Origin of the sequence: Vibrio owensii CAIM 1854 = LMG 25443 (assembly GCF_000817815.1) — a bacterium.
Taxonomy (GTDB): Bacteria; Pseudomonadota; Gammaproteobacteria; order Enterobacterales; family Vibrionaceae; genus Vibrio; species Vibrio owensii.
On sequence record NZ_JPRD01000042.1, the window covers coordinates 20884 to 36252 of the forward strand.

Sequence of the window (15369 nt, forward strand, 5' to 3'; positions counted from 1 at the left end):
GTTGCGATTTAAGGATTGTAGACGCGATGAAAATTCATGTAGAGCCCGTCACCATTGCGATGGCGACGCCTTTCCGTATATCACGTGGCAGCAGAACCGAATGCCACGTGGTGCGAGTAACCATAGAGCAGAACGGCATCACTGCCCAAGGTGAATGTACACCTTATCCTCGCTACGGCGAGTCGGTGGAATCGGTGATCAAAGCCATTTCTCAAGCCGCCCATGAACTGCAAGGTTTGTTTGCCAAAGGCGATGCGAACATAGTCTCCCTTAGAGAAAAGCTGCAAACCCTTCTCCCTGGTGGTGCGGCACGTAATGCACTCGACTGCGCGATGTGGAACTTACAAGCGAAGCTAGCGGGCAAGCAACACACTCAAGATTTATTTGAACTGCCAGCATCGATTGTCACCGCGATGACCGTGTCGATTAACACGCCAGAGGCAATGGCAAATCAGACCCGTAGTTACATCGAACAAGGCGCAAAACTACTTAAAGTGAAGCTCGATGGCGAACAAGTGATTGAACGTGTTCGCGCAGTTCGTGAAGCGGCAGGCGATGCGATGATCGTGCTGGATGCGAACGAAGCATGGCAAGAACTGGATTTAGACGCCACCTTTGCCGCACTAGCGCCATTGAATATCGCGATGATTGAGCAGCCTTTACCCTCGAATGACGATGACAAGCTAAAAGACATTTCGCACCCTATTCCACTTTGTGCCGATGAAAGTTGCCATACGCGCCAACAATTGCATGAATTGGTAGGCAAATACGAAATGGTCAACATCAAGCTCGACAAGACAGGTGGTCTAACCGAAGCCTTATTGCTTGCAGAAGAAGCGAAACGCCTTGGCTTTACCTTGATGTCTGGTTGCATGTTAGGCACTTCACTAGCGATGCGAGCAGCTCTACCCATCGCTGTTCAATCGAAAGTGGTCGACTTAGATGGTCCGGTTTTACTGGGTCAGGATGTTGAGCCTGCTTTGGTATATCGAGAAGGTGAAATCGTCCTGTAAAGGGTCAGGGATCACCCCATCACCCATTTCATGACCTAGATTAAAAAACAATCACCGTCAGCATGAAATAAGTCACATAAATTACGGGGTTATTACGGCATGCTAATAACGTAGTAACCTCTAATGCGCTTTTTCAGCAAGGTGGTGGTTGTATGTATAGAGTCATCCGAAAAATGACATGGAAGACGAAAAGGCGGTAAACCCGCCCTACTCCAATGCAGTTCGTGCCTGATATCAGGTTTGCTTTGGAACCGTTGATTGGCCGCTAAAGGCTCACTCGGTTTCGCACGTCATTTGCAAGGAGGCTCTATGCCTATCAATAAGATCCGCAACGTCGCCTTTGTCGGTCAAACGGGTACCGGCAAAACCACACTGATAGAAAAACTGCTCTACACCTGCCAAGCTACCAACCATTTAGGTTGTGTGGAAAAAGGCGATACGGTGACCGATTTCGACCAACAATCCATCCAATATCAACACAGTATCGAAGCCACCCCAGTCGCCCTAAGTTGGAACAAACACCGCCTCAATATCATCGACACTCCCGGACAGAGTGAATTACTCGGACGCACACTCAGCGTGTTCCCTGCCGTTGAAACTTCCGCGTTGATCATCGACCCACAAATGCCCATCAACCAAACTTCTGACCGCTTGTTCGCCTTTGCTAAAGAGCAGCAAAAGTGCCAGATGATCATCATCAACAAGCTCGATAATCACGGTAACCAACTTGAAGCCGTGATGGAAAGCATCATCGAACACTTTGGTGACAACTGCTTACCAATCAACTTACCTTCAGCCGATGCTCAATCGGTCGTGGATTGCTATTTCGAACCAGAGATCGAACGCGAGACCCAGCTCGCCAAAGTCGAAGAAGCCCATGAAACCTTGATAGACCAAGTGATTGAAGTCGATGAAGAGCTGATGGAACTGTATCTTGAACAAGGCTCAGAACTGACAGCAGAACAGCTGCATGACCCGTTTGAAGAAGCATTAAGAACCGGACACGTTATTCCAATCTGCTTTGTGTCGTCCGAAACAGGCGCAGGGGTAGAACTGCTGCTGAGAACCCTAGCGGAAATCATGCCGATGCCAAATGAAGGCAACCCACCGCTGTTGGAGAAAAACGGCAAGAAGGTCAAAGTAAACTGTGAAGCACTTGAGCACAGCGTGGCGCATGTGTACAAGATCAGCGTCGATCCTTACATGGGCAAACTCGCCTACTTACGTGTTTACCAAGGTGAAATCAACGCAGGCAGCCAACTCTACATTGGCGAGAGCAACAAAGCGTTCAAAGTCGGTCATCTCTACCAATTGCAAGGCAAAGACAGAACAGAAATCCCAAGGGCGCTTGCCGGCGATTTCTGTGTGCTAGCCAAAGTGGATGAGTTGGAATTTGATTCCATTGTTCATGACTCTCATGAAGAAGATGGCGTGCAATTCAAAACCCTCAACTTCCCTGATTCAATGTACTCGCTGTGCCTAAAACCCGTTAAGCGTGGCGACGAGCAAAAGCTTGGGGATGTACTGAATAAAATCGCCAGTGAAGACCCTTCTCTTCGAATCGAACATCGCGCACGCACTAATGAAACCATCATAAGTGGTCAGGGTGAATTCCACCTCAAAGTAGCGCTGGAGAAAATGTCTTCTGTTTACAAACTGGAAGTGGAAACCAGCCAACCAAGCGTCGAATACTTTGAGACCATAACCAAGCCAGCAGAAGGTCATTATCGTCATAAGAAACAGAGCGGCGGTGCCGGTCAATTTGGTGAAGTGCAATTAAAAGTACGCCCACTCGAGCGCGGTGCGGGCTTCAAGTTCATCAATAAAGTGGTAGGCGGTGCCATTCCTACCGCACTCATCCCTGCGGTGGAAAAAGGCATTGTTCAAGCACTAGAAGAAGGAGCGATTTCTGGTAACCCAATCAAAGATGTCGAGGTGACCGTTTACGATGGTAAATACCACTCGGTTGACTCGAAAGAAATCGCGTTTGTCATCGCAGGTAAGAAAGCGTTTTTAGATGCGATCAACAACGCAGACCCGATTGTGCTCGAACCGATTGTTCAAATGGAGCTTCATATTCCAACCGCGAATGTGGGTGATGTATCCGGCGATTTATCTGGTAATCGCGGTCTTATTGAAGGTACCGAGCCTATCGACGCGAACTTCACTATGTTAAGGGCGAAGTCTCCGGTCAACGAGTTGCAAGATTATGCTCGTCGTCTGCGCTCAATTACTGGCGGTGAAGGCAGTTTTAACATGACGCTCAGCCATTACGAACCAGCGCCACCAGCTGTGCAAAAACAGGTCTGCAACGAAGCGACGCAGCAAAGCTAAGACTTAACACATTTAACTTCACCAACAAAAAACGCCCTCGAAACTTGAGGGCGTTGTTGTATTCAGTTGAGGTCTATTTGTCTAACGACATACCAATATCTTCAAGCTTGGATTGGAACTGTTCAACACTGTCGGCTTTATAGGTAGGAGAACCGTTAAAATAGCGCGGCTTCTCTGGCAACATCGCGTTCTTGAGTTCTTGTTCCTGATCGACATTGTCATGGTACACCGTTACACGGTTTGGGATATCCTGTTTCATAAATGCCATTTTGGTTCTCCTTTGTTAAGACGAACCTTAAAGTTAAAGATGGTTAAAAAATAAGCAAAACAAGTTGTGTAAAAATTAGACATCCTCGACAGTTTTTATTGTTAAATTCAAAGCATTTTATAAACTAGACATGAACTTAATTTTGACACTACGTCATCGAACTGGCAGCGAACTCATCCTATCCCCTACCAAACGTGCGCCTATTATCATTTCCACAAATTATGTCTTTTTTTTGAGATTTTAGTCAGTAATGTGTGAATGCAAATAGCCTCATATTCAACTTACTCATAGAGGCGACCTTTTTCTTTTTGAGTTTTACTCGACTTGCTGATTCAGATGAATAGACGTGTTTTTGATAAACGCCCAACCATTGGCATCATCTTGCCTATGTTGAGCGGTTTTTATATGGGAGAGCTTAACGCCACGTTGCGCCAAATGGCTAAGCAACATGGGGTTAATTTGGTATTTATTCGTAGTGGGCATCGCCGAGACTTCGACCTGTCTGTTGCTTTGCATCATCTCGATGCATTGATGGTGGTTTTGCATTCTGCATCCGACCATCTGGTGCAAACGGCGCTGAACAAAGGCATTCCAGTGTTGTCTTTGGGCGCAAGCTACGCACCGCTTGATGTAGAGCAGTTCATCAGCATACAAAGTGACGGCGTAAAAGCCTTGTATCGCTGGTTGTTGGAGCAAGGACATCAACGCATTGGTTTTTGTGGTGACTTGTCGGTTAACGATGTACGTTCACGTTTTAAAGCCTACCAACATGCTGCTACACAGCATCAAGGAGCTTTCAATCCCGAAGATTTCTTTAGCGTTAGCAACTGCTCATTAGCGGGTGGACGAGAAGCTGCCGTTGAGTTCGTGCAGCGCAACTCGCAATGTACGGCGGTTATTTGTGCTACCGACCACAACGCCATTGGCATGATGGAGCAACTTAAGCACTTGCAAGTTGCCGTACCAAATGAAGTCGCCGTGGTTGGTATTGATAACGTCTTCTTCGGTAAACAAACTCAGCCACCGTTAACCACTGCCGATCAGCAATTGGAAGTTCTGGCACGCCGAGCATTTAGCCGAGCTATCGAGCGCATTCAAGGAGCTGCGTTTTCAAACCAGATTAACCAAGTGCCACAGAAACTGGTTATCCGTCAGTCCTGTGGTAATCGTAACCCAACCTATGAATCAACAGAATGTCCGAACTCAATTCGTCATGCGCTGCTGAATGTGGAAGGCCGCTCTCCGGCAGAGATTTTTGAGAACTTCTATTCTCAAGCTCAGAACGGTTTTAACTCCATTCTTGACGCTCAAAGCTTGTATGGCAACAACCTCGATTGGGCATGTTTAGCGCAGTGCGATCAGGAGCAATATCATATCGAGAGTTGGGTCGAACAAGGCATGACCCAACCAACCACGCTGCCAAAACAGAGCACCGCAAGTGATGACATTCGTGATTTTCCTTTCCTTGAAGGTTGCGAACACTTTGTCGCAACAGTGATGCCAATTGCTACGGGGCAAAAAAACCAGTGGCAGTTAGTCGCCGTGGTCGATTCACTTGAAGATCAACAAAACATCGGTACCCAATCGGTGTTCAACAACTATCTCGATATGTTGTCTTTGTTCATCGAACGTGATGCGCTACTCAACACCAGCACCTTACGCCAAAAGAACTCACAGCAATTGTTACAACAACTCAAGGTGGTATCAAACAGCTCAAATGATGGTATTTGGGATTGGGATTTGACCAGCAATAAACTGCGTTGGAACAGTCGCTTGGTCAACATGCTCGGCAATGAAAACATCTCCCACAAACGCTACATTGATTGCGATCAGCTGTTCCAATTTATTCATCCAGAAGACATCGACCAATTAGAAGAACACATCCAAGCTCACTTGGTCGATAAAGTGGCGTTCAAAACCGAATTTCGTATTCGCAAACACGACAACAGCTATATCTGGGTACAAGCCAATGGCTCTGCAGTACGCAACGCACAAGGTCATGCGGTGCGCTTTATCGGCTCAATGACGGATGTGACCGAGCAACGAGAAAGCGCGGCGAAGATCCATCATATGGCCTATTTCGATGCGCTAACGGGTGTCGCCAACCGCCGCAAAATCATGGAAGAGATTGTTGAACACATCAGCGTCAACCCAGATAAGCCTCGCGCCATCATGTTGATGGATCTCAACCGCTTTAAAATGATCAACGACTCTTTCGGACACCATGTCGGCGACGCCTTGCTTTGCCACATAACCAAAGAGTTAGAGAGTGTTTTGGTTGAGCCTCATACCATTGCGCGACTCGGCGGAGATGAGTTCTTGTTCTTCTGCCATGTTAGCAATGCCGCCCAAGCCAACCAGATTGCTAGCATGATTTTACGTACCATCGAAAAGCCAATGATTCATGAAGAGATGGAATTGGTCAGCCAAGGCAGTTTAGGGATTTCCTTCTACCCATCGGATGGCCATAGCCCTGAAGAGTTGGTGAAAAAAGCCGATATCGCCATGTATCAAGCGAAGCAACTCGGCGGGCGCAAAGTGGTGCATTACAACGACACCATGGAAGCGACGACACAAAGCTTAATTAAGTTCGAACACCACCTAAATCGCGCTTTAGAACAAAGCGAAATTGATGTGTTCTACCAACCTCAGCTGTGCCACAAAACGCAGCGTGTGATTGCAGTAGAAGCCTTGGCTCGTTGGCAATCTGAAGCGCTTGGCTTTGTCCCACCAAGTCAGTTTATTCAAGTCGCCGAGAACGCAGGTATGATCTCGCGATTGGGAGAATACATTCTCAATCGAGTCTGTCGTGACGTGCAGCAATCCGCTTGGTTACAATCAATGAGCCATATTTCGGTCAACATCAGTGCACGTCAGTTGGTACAGCCTTATTTTGCAGACGAGGTGATTCAAACCATCCTTAACTACCGATTGCCGCTGTCTCTGTTCTGCATCGAAATCACCGAAACAGCAGCCATTAGTGATTATGACTTGTGTGTGAAATCGCTTGAGAAGCTCAGAAAAGCGGGCATTACCATCTCTTTGGATGATTTCGGAACAGGCTTCTCTTCGTTGTCGTTATTGAAGAAGTTGCCATTGAGTGAAGTCAAAATCGACCGTTCTTTCATCGCCGACATCATCAAAGATCAATCCAACCTCGATTTCGTTTCCACTATGATTTTGATGGGTAGAAGTTTGGGTTATCGCGTGGTCGCAGAAGGGGTAGAAACCGCAGAGCATGTCTCTAGCTTAAGCGAACTCGGCGTGGATTTACTGCAAGGTTATTACTTCAGCAAACCCCAACCTATTTCTCAACTAGAGCAACAATACACACCACTTGGAGCCGTTTAAAAGCAACAAGGCGAGCTCATGTGCTCGCCTTGTTCTGTTCTTCACCGTTGGTTTTAAATACTTCGCTTTAGAAAACCTTCTTGTCTAATCCAACTTCATTTCCATCAACGGTCGCCACATCTCGATAATCTCTTCTTCCGATGGCATTTCGCTTTGCTCGATGGTTTTCACTACGCGACATGGACTCCCCACTGCAACGCAATCTGCTGGGATGTCTTTGGTCACCACGCTGCCTGCCCCAATAATCGCTCGGTCACCAATTGTCACGCCATCCAAAATGATGGCACCCGCACCAATCCACACACTATCACCGATGGTAATTGGGTTGCCCGTTGCTATGGGACGAACACGCTCGGCGAGCTCAAAGGGGTGTCCTGCCGTACTGATCACCACATTAGGACCAATTTGCACGTACTCACCAATATGAACAGGCGCAAGATCGAGAATGGTAACGCCAGCATTCAAAAAGCCGCCTTGGGTAAAGTGAATATTCTTGCCCATGTCACAATAGAACGGCGGCACGATGTTCACGCCGTTCGCACTGCCAAGAAGTGACTCGATGATCTCGGCTTTCTTTAAATGCTCAGAAGGTCGTGCGTGGTTGAAATCATACAGCTTCTCCTTCACTTCGGTTTGAAACTCAAACAGCTCAGGCGTAATAGGAATATGCACAGAAAAATCAGCCAGTTTACTACTCATCGATAACCTCTAAAGAACCAAGAACACATCGATAAATAATCGTAAATTCAGCCAGTTAACTTCCAACTTTTCGCATCATTTCGCTAGGTATTTGCGAGCAACAACGCATTTTGATGTTGGCTGTTAAGCACACTACGCTTTCGAACTCGGCTCTTGGATCTGATAGAGGCGGCGCTCGTTGTCTGCACAAGTAGTCTCACAGTTACACACTTTATCAACGCCTACGTTATTCAAACCGCCGCAACTGCCTTGAATGCGTTTGTTATGAAAGATCACGCCCAGTGACATCAACAAAATGATGGCTAAGAACCCAAGAAAAGTGAACAACCAAACCATTACTTCACCTCTTTCACGTAAGAAGAAACCAATGCTTTGAGTTTCATCGGACGAAGCGTCATGAGTGTTTTTTTGGATTGAGATTGAGGATTAAGCAATAGCGAAGACGCTTTTTTGCTGCCACAGCCTCCGCAACCACCTTTCTTAGCGTGGTTGGTAGAAGGTCGACCTTGCGTGGCAAGCGTTAATGGCGATCGCGGCACACCCATCACATCATCCAGCGAACTGCGAGTCGATAGCTTAAAGACTTGCTTACCACTGCTCAAAAGCTTACCCAGCGCACGTTCACCAATGTTGCGAACCAACACCGCATCTACTTTGTATTCTTGCAAAGATTGAATAAGTTGTGATTTTGCTTTGCAGCCAGCTTGTGGCATGGAAGCAATGTTAGCTAGATTCTTTAACAATCCGTCTGAATCGGAATAAATCGCAATGTATGGGGCTTTAACAAAGTGATTGGCGACGCGTTCGCCGTCATTTGGAATAGCGTAAATCATGAGTTTGACTCCTGGTCAGGAAAAACAAGTGCATGACCCTCAACTAGGCTTTTCGCGACTTTAAAACGCGCGCTTTTAACCGTATTACCAAAGGTCTGGCGAGAGACTCCCATTTGGTCGGCGGCTTGTTGCTGGCTCAATCCTTCCAGATCGGCCAATCTCAATGCCTCTAGTTCTTCTGGCAATATGTTGACTTTTTCTAGCTCGTAAAACGGTACACCATTAGGCTTAAAGCAATGGTGCGCTGCACGTCCACATATGCGTCTTTCTATTTTTGGTCTCGCCATCACATCCTCTCTACAAAACGCCTTCACCTTACGCCCGTTTGTGGCATATGCCAATTATAGTTTTTAGCATATGCCAATATCTTAGTTTGCAAAAATCGTATCCATAGCGAAATATTCGTTAGACATCTAATAATAATGCAACAACACATACAAACCACCATACGATTCATTGACATGAGCCGATAAAAAACCTCGCATTTCTGTGGCTATTTTCATCAAATGTTCACCATCATTTTCACGCTTGTTAACAAACAAAGCTATAATTCATCTAACACATTAGTTTGAACACTAATGATTAATTCGTTACCCTAAGTGAGCTATTTAGAGAAAGGAAACTCAATATGACGTACAAAACTCCCTTACTACTAGCGATTGGTGCGCTAGCAGCGACCAACGCAAACGCAAGTGAGTGTGGAACGGTTACCATTGCAGATATGAACTGGAACTCTGCAACACTGATTGCCAATGTGGACCGTTTTATTCTTGAGCACGGCTACGGCTGTGATGCCGAACTCATCCCAGGCGACACCATGCCTACCGGCACCTCAATGATCGAAAAAGGACAGCCCGATGTGGCACCAGAACTTTGGAGTAACAGCCTCAAAGATGCGCTAGACAAAGGTGTTGAAGAAAAACGCCTACGTTATGCTGGTAAAGCGCTCGTCGATGGCGGTGAGGAAGGTTTTTGGATCCCTGCCTACCTTGTTAAGCAATACCCTGAAATGAAAACCATCGAAGGTGTGAAAAAACACGCGAAGCTGTTCTCTCATCCTGAAGACAAAGCAAAATCGGCATTCTACAGCTGTCCTGCTGGTTGGAACTGTCAGATCAGCGCAGGTAACCTTTTCAAAGCGATGGATCTTGCTGACTCAGGTTTTGACATCATTGACCCAGGCTCAAGTGCCGGTCTATCTGGTTCCATCGCAAAAGCTTACGAACGCGAACAAGCATGGTTTGGTTATTACTGGGCACCAACTGCGGTTCTTGGTAAGTACGACATGGTTAAAGTCGATTTCGGCAGCGGCGTGAATGAAGAAGAATTCGTGAGCTGTACAACCCAAGCGGATTGTGAAGCGCCAAAAGCAACCATGTACCCACCATCACCAGTGCACACAATTACCACTGAAGAGTTTGCTTCACGTTCTCCGGCTGCATACGACTACTTCACTAAACGTGGTTTCACCAATGCAGACATGAACCAACTGCTAGCTTGGATGGAAGACAATCAAGCAGACGGTGAAGAAACCATGTTCCATTTCCTAGAAAACTACCCACAGATCTGGACCGCATGGGTTCCTCAAGACGTAGCTAAAAAAGTGCAAGGTGCACTGTAAGACTTAGACGTTTCGTAAATGGTATAGGAATACCAAAATTGTTGTATGCCGAGGCTCGCTTGAGTCTCGGCAAGAAAAGGAAGTAAACATGTCTGACTCGAATTGGCTTAGCGAATTCCCAGAAATGGATCGCTCAGATCTTAGAGCCATCCGCAAAACCTTAGATGGAGCCTACCGCGATTTTTCTCGCGAATACGGCGACCTAATTGAATCATTCTTCGATCCTCTTCTCTCATTTCTCGTTTGGTTCGAAAAACTCCTCATTTCTACACCATGGATGATCATCCTTGCTGTGTGTACCGCGTTGGTTTATGCCGCGAGTCGCTCATGGAAATTGGCTGTCGCGTGTTTCGTGTCATTGATCCTGATTGGATACTTTGGCATGTGGGAAGACACGATGCGGACGCTCAGCATCATCACGGTGTGTACCATGCTCGCCATTGCGCTCGGTATTCCAATTGGTATTGCCATGGCGCGCTCAAATCGCGTGCAATCCGTCGTAACCCCGCTTCTTGATGTTATGCAAACCATGCCCGCGTTCGTTTACCTGATTCCGGTCGTGATGCTTCTAGGTATTGGTAAGATTCCGGGCTTGATTGCCGTGGTTATCTACGCAATTCCACCAGTGATTCGTTTGACCAATTTAGGTATTCGACTGGTAGATAAAGAAGTACTTGAAGCCGCTACTGCCTTTGGTGCCAGTAAGAAGCAGCGCTTAGTCGGCGTGCAATTACCTTTGGCAATGCCAACCATCATGGCTGGTATCAACCAAACCATCATGATGGCGCTTTCTATGGTCGTTATTGCTTCGATGATTGGCGTAAAAGGCTTAGGTCAGCCAGTATTAAAGTCAATCACGAACCAGTATTTCACGCTTGGTCTGCTTAACGGCTTGGCAATCGTGGCACTGGCGATTTTGTTTGACCGTGCATCGCAAGCTTACGCAAAACGAACGCAAGCACACCTAGGAGATCTGAAACATGACTAAGCCACTTATTGAAATCAGCGGCCTGTATAAGATCTTCGGCCCAAAACCAAATTCTGTTATCGACCGTGTTAAGCAAGGACAAAGCAAAGACCAAATTCTTGCTGATACCGGCCATACCGTTGGCTTAAAAGACATCAACCTGCAAATCAACAAAGGCGAAATCTTCGTTATCATGGGGCTATCTGGCTCAGGTAAGTCGACCATGATTCGCCACTTCAACCGTCTGATTGACCCTACTATGGGACAAATCTTAGTTGAAGGCGTCGACGTAATGCAGTTGTCGTCAAAAGAGTTGGAAGAGTTTCGTCGCCATAAGATGTCGATGGTATTCCAACGCTTTGGCCTGTTGCCTCACCGAACTGTGGTCGACAACGTCGCTTACGGCTTGGAAATCCAAGGCATCAAGAAAGAAGCTCGTCTTGCCAAAGCTAATGAGTGGTTGGAAACAGTAGGCCTCAAAGGTTACGAGAACCAATATCCTGCACAGCTTTCTGGTGGCCAGCAACAACGTGTAGGCTTGGCTCGCGCATTGGCGACCGACGCTGAGATCCTATTGATGGATGAAGCCTTCTCGGCGCTCGACCCACTGATCCGCAGCGAGATGCAAGATCAGCTTATCGAACTGCAAGAGAAGCTACATAAGACCATTATCTTTATTACTCACGATTTGGACGAAGCACTTCGCTTAGGCGACCGTATTGCTATCTTGAAAGACGGTGAATTGGTACAACAAGGTTCTCCAGACGAAATCCTGCTTCATCCTGCTGATGAATATGTAGAAGCCTTCGTTAAGGACGTTAACCGAGCACGCGCTCTGACCGTAGAAACCGTGATGCAGCCGCCAGCGTATCGCATTGCGGCGACGACCATTGAAGAAGCCTTGATCGAAATGAAACGCGTGAAGCAAGACTATGCCTACCATGTAACCGACGACGGCTATCAAGGTGTGGTGACCAAAGAGAGCTTGCTTGACGCTGCGAAAACCGATGCAGCACAAGAACTCGATGAAGAGATCTACGAAGAAGTGCCTGTTGTCTCTCCGGATTCTGTGATTGAAGAAGTGCTGCCGGACACCATGTCCTGTGACTACTCACTGCCAGTTGTTGATGACGAAGGTAATCTGCAAGGCGAACTAGAACGAAGCGCCGTGGCCGAAATCTTCACGGATAATACCGAAGAGGAATCTCCATCAAAGGAGGTCAAAACGCCACCAGCAATGGATAAGGCATCCTAATACGCAAAAGGCTCATCATCTGATGAGCCTTTTTGTTTTGCTTTGTTGTCTCTTCAATATTGGTGTTATTGCTATCCCTACAGCCATATAAGCAGTGCAAAGATTAACAGACTCAATACGATACCAAGCAGAGCAATCCGTCCCTGCATTTCTGTCGAGACAGGACGATGCGGTCTTTTACCTAGCGTCAGAATATACAATCCCGCGTAACCGATACTGTAAGCAACCCTGTCTAAAAAAATTTCGATCAACAACCAACGAATAAGTGCTCCCAATACCCTAAGCGCACCTATAACTAATTCTTCCATTTTTCTTTTCCTTTTCCTTCTTCTTTGCAAATCACTGACGTTAAAGAGTTTTTCTAACAGAGGCTGTTCAATGGTTTGCTTTGTTCTGACGCAGGTCTAGGAAACAAGTCTATTATTATCACGGTATACCTAAGTGACCTTAGCATACATGCAACGAGATTACTTTGGTATGTCAACTTGTTGATTTAGAGAGGAATAAAATGAAAAAGACATTATTAGCACTCACAGGTGCGGTCATTATTCTAGCAGGCTGTCAGGATGAGAAACCAGCGGAGACAACTGCGGTTGACGTTCCTCAAGCCACTGAAGTTGAAAGCACGGTTGATGCGACACCAATTGAAGAAGAGCAAGTGATCACTCCGGACACGTTCGTAGATTCTGGCCACAATGCGCAAAATGCATTGGATTGGAACGGCATTTACAAAGGTAAGCTTCCTTGTGCAGATTGTGCGGGTATCGATACTACGCTAACTCTGAACGAAGACGGTACTTACTCATTGGTAGAGCTTTATGAAGGTAAAGAAGGCGACCCAATCAAGTCAGAAGGTAAGTTCACTTGGAACGAATCAGGCAACACCATTACATTGATTGATGAGTCTGGTCCAAACCAGTACTTCGTTGGCGAAAACATGCTAATGAAGCTGGACATGAATGGCGAAAAAGCAACAGGCGAGTTGGCTTCATTCTACAACCTGAGCAAGATGCCTTAATGCCAAATAGCAATTCAATTTAATCCTGATAAAGACCAAATCCGAGCCTCCCCCGCTCGGATTTTTTCATTCTCGTTAATTAGAACGACAATCAAGAATTTTCATTTATTAAGAAAAATAACAATCCAACCAATTGACGCAAACGATTGCTATTGATAGATTGCGCCATCTTTTTTATTTGTAAGTATGTCGTATGCAAATCTTTAAACGTTTCGCTGCACTTGTTCCTGCAGTACTTTCCTTCTCTGTTTTCGCTCAAACTCAACCTATCCTTGTTCAGGGTGCAATGGATATTGAAACCAGCACATTGGTTGAAGCATTGGATGATGCGAAAGAAACCACCGTTGGCTCTTGGACTTTCTGGCAAGGTGAAATCGACGGCTACCCAGTTGTCGTGTCTCGTACCGAGGTTGGCTTAGCGAACGCTGCCGCTTCTACTACGATTGCGATTGAACACTTCAATCCTAAGTACATCATCAACCAAGGTACATCGGGCGGTCACGACCCTGAGCTATACCGTGGTGACATTGTCGTGGGTGAAGCCAGCTTCAACATGGGCTCTTACAAGTCTGAGTTTACTGAAAAAGGCAAAGGCATCGACCCAACGAAGTGGCAGAACTTCGACGTAACCATGCGTCTACGTGAAAACGGTGAGTTTGTTGAACACAAACAATTCAAAGCGGATCCGGCACTGGTTGAAACCGCTCTTTCTTTGTCTGAAGAATACAAGAAAGGCAAAGTCGTGAAAGGCTTGATTGGCTCAGCGGACGAATGGAACCGCGAAGTGGATCGTATCAACTGGTTCCATGAAACGTACGGTACGTCTGTTGAAGAAATGGAAACGTCATCAGCGGCATTGGTTGCTCAAGCTTACCAAGTACCTTTCGTTGGCATCCGTATCCTTTCGAACACAGATCAACACAAGCAAGACTTCGAACCACAAACTGCGGTCGATTGTCAGCTATACACGATTGATGTGATTAAAGCGCTGATCAAAAAACAATAGTCGCTTTTTTGAATCGCAAAGGGAGGCCGAGCGCCTCCCTTTCTTGTTTATAGACACTGCTGCTTAAGCCAGTTGGTCAACTTAATGATTTCTGGTTGGCGAGCTCGATTCTTCTTATGCACGAAGTAAAAGCTGTCGCCCGTTTCTAAGCCGTGAGAGGGGATATAAACCAAGTCTTGAGCCTTGTCCCGTTCATTCAACATGAAGTCATTGGCAAACGTAATGCCCTGATCGTAACGAGCAGCTTCGATAGCCAGCAGCATGTGACTGAAATGCTGCATATCAATGTCTTTAGGTAGCTCAAACCCACCAGCTTTACACCACTCCGCCCAATCTTTACCGCGCTCACGATAGATAGAATCCGTAGAAAGAATCGGATAGTGCCAAAGTGCGTCTGGCATCGGTTGATCTTGAATTTCCTTCCAAATATTGAGGCTGCATACCGGATACAAGGTCTCGTCATATAAGCGAACTGCCATGTAGTTGCGCTTTGGCTTCTGTACCGTGATAAAGCAATCACCAACGCTGTCGGTTTGCTCTGGGTCTCCTGCAACCATGTTGAGCGTCAGATCGATTTCTGGATGCTGACGCTTGAAGTCCGCCAATCGTGGGATCAACCATTTCACCGCCAGAGAACTGTAAATCGCCAAGCGCAAGCTGCCCTTTTCGCCTTCCCGCACTTTTTGGCTCGCCATCGCAATGGCACTGATCGCAGGGCTGATGTCTTCAAGATAACGAAAACCGGTATCCGAGAGAGACAACTTACGACCTTGGCGAATAAACAGAGCTTCACCAAGGTAGTCTTCTAATATACGAATCTGATGACTCACGGCGCTTTGGGTTACGTTGAGCTCTTCTGCTGCAAGGGAAAAGCTCAAATTACGCGCAACGGACTCGAAACAGTGAACCGCTCTCAGAGGTGGTAATTTCATCATCTAAAAATCTCATACTTAAACTAATAAATATCATTTCACTTCATCCTATGACATCACCTACTCTTTGGC

The 15369-nt window shown here is 46.5% G+C and carries 15 protein-coding genes; 8 read left to right on the forward strand and 7 right to left on the reverse strand.

Translation table 11 applies throughout. The features are described 5' to 3' along the window. The first annotated feature begins 26 nt into the window (after nt 1-26). Entirely contained in the window at nt 27-1013 is a 987-nt protein-coding gene (gene dgcA, locus H735_RS20450; protein ID WP_020196097.1) for an N-acetyl-D-Glu racemase DgcA, read from the forward strand. 309 nt (nt 1014-1322) lie between these two features. Continuing rightward, nucleotides 1323-3347 (forward strand): elongation factor G, encoded by a 2025-nt coding sequence (fusA, locus tag H735_RS20455; protein ID WP_020196098.1) that lies wholly within the window; start codon nt 1323-1325, stop codon nt 3345-3347. Nucleotides 3348-3420: 73 nt separating this feature from the next. Here the strand turns inward: fusA and H735_RS20460 are convergent, their stop codons facing one another. Then, entirely contained in the window at nt 3421-3615 is a 195-nt protein-coding gene (locus H735_RS20460) for a hypothetical protein (protein ID WP_020196099.1), read from the reverse strand. A gap of 336 nt (nt 3616-3951) precedes the next feature. On the opposite strand from H735_RS20460, the gene H735_RS20465 reads away from it, so the two are divergent. Next, nucleotides 3952-6966, forward strand: coding sequence for an EAL domain-containing protein (locus tag H735_RS20465; RefSeq protein WP_020196100.1), 3015 nt, complete (start codon nt 3952-3954; stop codon nt 6964-6966). A gap of 84 nt (nt 6967-7050) precedes the next feature. On the opposite strand, the gene H735_RS20470 is transcribed toward H735_RS20465, so the two are convergent. From H735_RS20470 to H735_RS20485, 4 genes are all read right to left on the reverse strand, one after another. Next, a complete protein-coding gene (locus tag H735_RS20470; RefSeq protein WP_020196101.1) occupies nt 7051-7665 on the reverse strand; it encodes a sugar O-acetyltransferase in 615 nt (204 codons plus the stop codon). A 132-nt stretch (nt 7666-7797) separates the two neighbouring features. Then, complete coding sequence (gene nqrM / locus H735_RS20475; protein ID WP_020196102.1) at nt 7798-8001, reverse strand: (Na+)-NQR maturation NqrM; 204 nt, start codon at nt 7999-8001, stop codon at nt 7798-7800. Next, nucleotides 8001-8498 (reverse strand): NifB/NifX family molybdenum-iron cluster-binding protein, encoded by a 498-nt coding sequence (locus H735_RS20480; protein ID WP_020196103.1) that lies wholly within the window; start codon nt 8496-8498, stop codon nt 8001-8003. The genes nqrM and H735_RS20480 overlap by 1 nt, the downstream gene beginning before the upstream one ends. Continuing rightward, complete coding sequence (locus H735_RS20485; RefSeq protein ID WP_005452940.1) at nt 8495-8785, reverse strand: DUF134 domain-containing protein; 291 nt, start codon at nt 8783-8785, stop codon at nt 8495-8497. The genes H735_RS20480 and H735_RS20485 overlap by 4 nt, the downstream gene beginning before the upstream one ends. A gap of 341 nt (nt 8786-9126) precedes the next feature. Between H735_RS20485 and H735_RS20490 the strand changes: the two genes are divergently transcribed. The 3 genes from H735_RS20490 to H735_RS20500 all read left to right on the forward strand — a co-directional run bounded on the left by H735_RS20490 (nt 9127) and on the right by H735_RS20500 (nt 12341). Beyond that, complete coding sequence (locus H735_RS20490; RefSeq protein ID WP_005441515.1) at nt 9127-10119, forward strand: ABC transporter substrate-binding protein; 993 nt, start codon at nt 9127-9129, stop codon at nt 10117-10119. An 88-nt stretch (nt 10120-10207) separates the two neighbouring features. Next, nucleotides 10208-11107 carry an ABC transporter permease gene (locus tag H735_RS20495; RefSeq protein WP_020196104.1) on the forward strand — a complete coding sequence of 300 codons (900 nt, stop codon included), beginning with the start codon at nt 10208-10210 and terminating at the stop codon, nt 11105-11107. Next, nucleotides 11100-12341, forward strand: coding sequence for a quaternary amine ABC transporter ATP-binding protein (locus H735_RS20500; protein ID WP_020196105.1), 1242 nt, complete (start codon nt 11100-11102; stop codon nt 12339-12341). The genes H735_RS20495 and H735_RS20500 overlap by 8 nt, the downstream gene beginning before the upstream one ends. Nucleotides 12342-12418: 77 nt before the next feature. Here the strand turns inward: H735_RS20500 and H735_RS20505 are convergent, their stop codons facing one another. After that, nucleotides 12419-12649, reverse strand: a complete 231-nt coding sequence (locus H735_RS20505; RefSeq protein ID WP_020196106.1) for a hypothetical protein — start codon at nt 12647-12649, stop codon at nt 12419-12421. A 200-nt stretch (nt 12650-12849) separates the two neighbouring features. On the opposite strand from H735_RS20505, the gene H735_RS20510 reads away from it, so the two are divergent. Beyond that, nucleotides 12850-13359 (forward strand): copper resistance protein NlpE, encoded by a 510-nt coding sequence (locus H735_RS20510; protein WP_020196107.1) that lies wholly within the window; start codon nt 12850-12852, stop codon nt 13357-13359. A 193-nt stretch (nt 13360-13552) separates the two neighbouring features. Then, nucleotides 13553-14365, forward strand: a complete 813-nt coding sequence (locus tag H735_RS20515) for a 5'-methylthioadenosine/S-adenosylhomocysteine nucleosidase (protein WP_009706380.1) — start codon at nt 13553-13555, stop codon at nt 14363-14365. Nucleotides 14366-14412: 47 nt separating this feature from the next. Here H735_RS20515 and H735_RS20520 read toward each other — a convergent pair whose 3' ends face one another. Then, entirely contained in the window at nt 14413-15297 is an 885-nt protein-coding gene (locus H735_RS20520; RefSeq protein WP_009706381.1) for a LysR substrate-binding domain-containing protein, read from the reverse strand. Between the last annotated feature and the right edge of the window lie 72 nt (nt 15298-15369).

Bases quoted from the DNA above. Each gene is read 5' to 3' on its own strand.
- dgcA (WP_020196097.1), top strand. From the start codon at position 27: ATGAAAATTCATGTAGAGCCCGTCACCATTGCGATGGCGACGCCTTTC.
- fusA (WP_020196098.1), top strand. From the start codon at position 1,323: ATGCCTATCAATAAGATCCGCAACGTCGCCTTTGTCGGTCAAACGGGT.
- H735_RS20460 (WP_020196099.1), bottom strand. From the start codon at position 3,615: ATGGCATTTATGAAACAGGATATCCCAAACCGTGTAACGGTGTACCAT.
- H735_RS20465 (WP_020196100.1), top strand. From the start codon at position 3,952: ATGAATAGACGTGTTTTTGATAAACGCCCAACCATTGGCATCATCTTG.
- H735_RS20470 (WP_020196101.1), bottom strand. From the start codon at position 7,665: ATGAGTAGTAAACTGGCTGATTTTTCTGTGCATATTCCTATTACGCCT.
- nqrM (WP_020196102.1), bottom strand. From the start codon at position 8,001: ATGGTTTGGTTGTTCACTTTTCTTGGGTTCTTAGCCATCATTTTGTTG.
- H735_RS20480 (WP_020196103.1), bottom strand. From the start codon at position 8,498: ATGATTTACGCTATTCCAAATGACGGCGAACGCGTCGCCAATCACTTT.
- H735_RS20485 (WP_005452940.1), bottom strand. From the start codon at position 8,785: ATGGCGAGACCAAAAATAGAAAGACGCATATGTGGACGTGCAGCGCAC.
- H735_RS20490 (WP_005441515.1), top strand. From the start codon at position 9,127: ATGACGTACAAAACTCCCTTACTACTAGCGATTGGTGCGCTAGCAGCG.
- H735_RS20495 (WP_020196104.1), top strand. From the start codon at position 10,208: ATGTCTGACTCGAATTGGCTTAGCGAATTCCCAGAAATGGATCGCTCA.
- H735_RS20500 (WP_020196105.1), top strand. From the start codon at position 11,100: ATGACTAAGCCACTTATTGAAATCAGCGGCCTGTATAAGATCTTCGGC.
- H735_RS20505 (WP_020196106.1), bottom strand. From the start codon at position 12,649: ATGGAAGAATTAGTTATAGGTGCGCTTAGGGTATTGGGAGCACTTATT.
- H735_RS20510 (WP_020196107.1), top strand. From the start codon at position 12,850: ATGAAAAAGACATTATTAGCACTCACAGGTGCGGTCATTATTCTAGCA.
- H735_RS20515 (WP_009706380.1), top strand. From the start codon at position 13,553: ATGCAAATCTTTAAACGTTTCGCTGCACTTGTTCCTGCAGTACTTTCC.
- H735_RS20520 (WP_009706381.1), bottom strand. From the start codon at position 15,297: ATGAAATTACCACCTCTGAGAGCGGTTCACTGTTTCGAGTCCGTTGCG.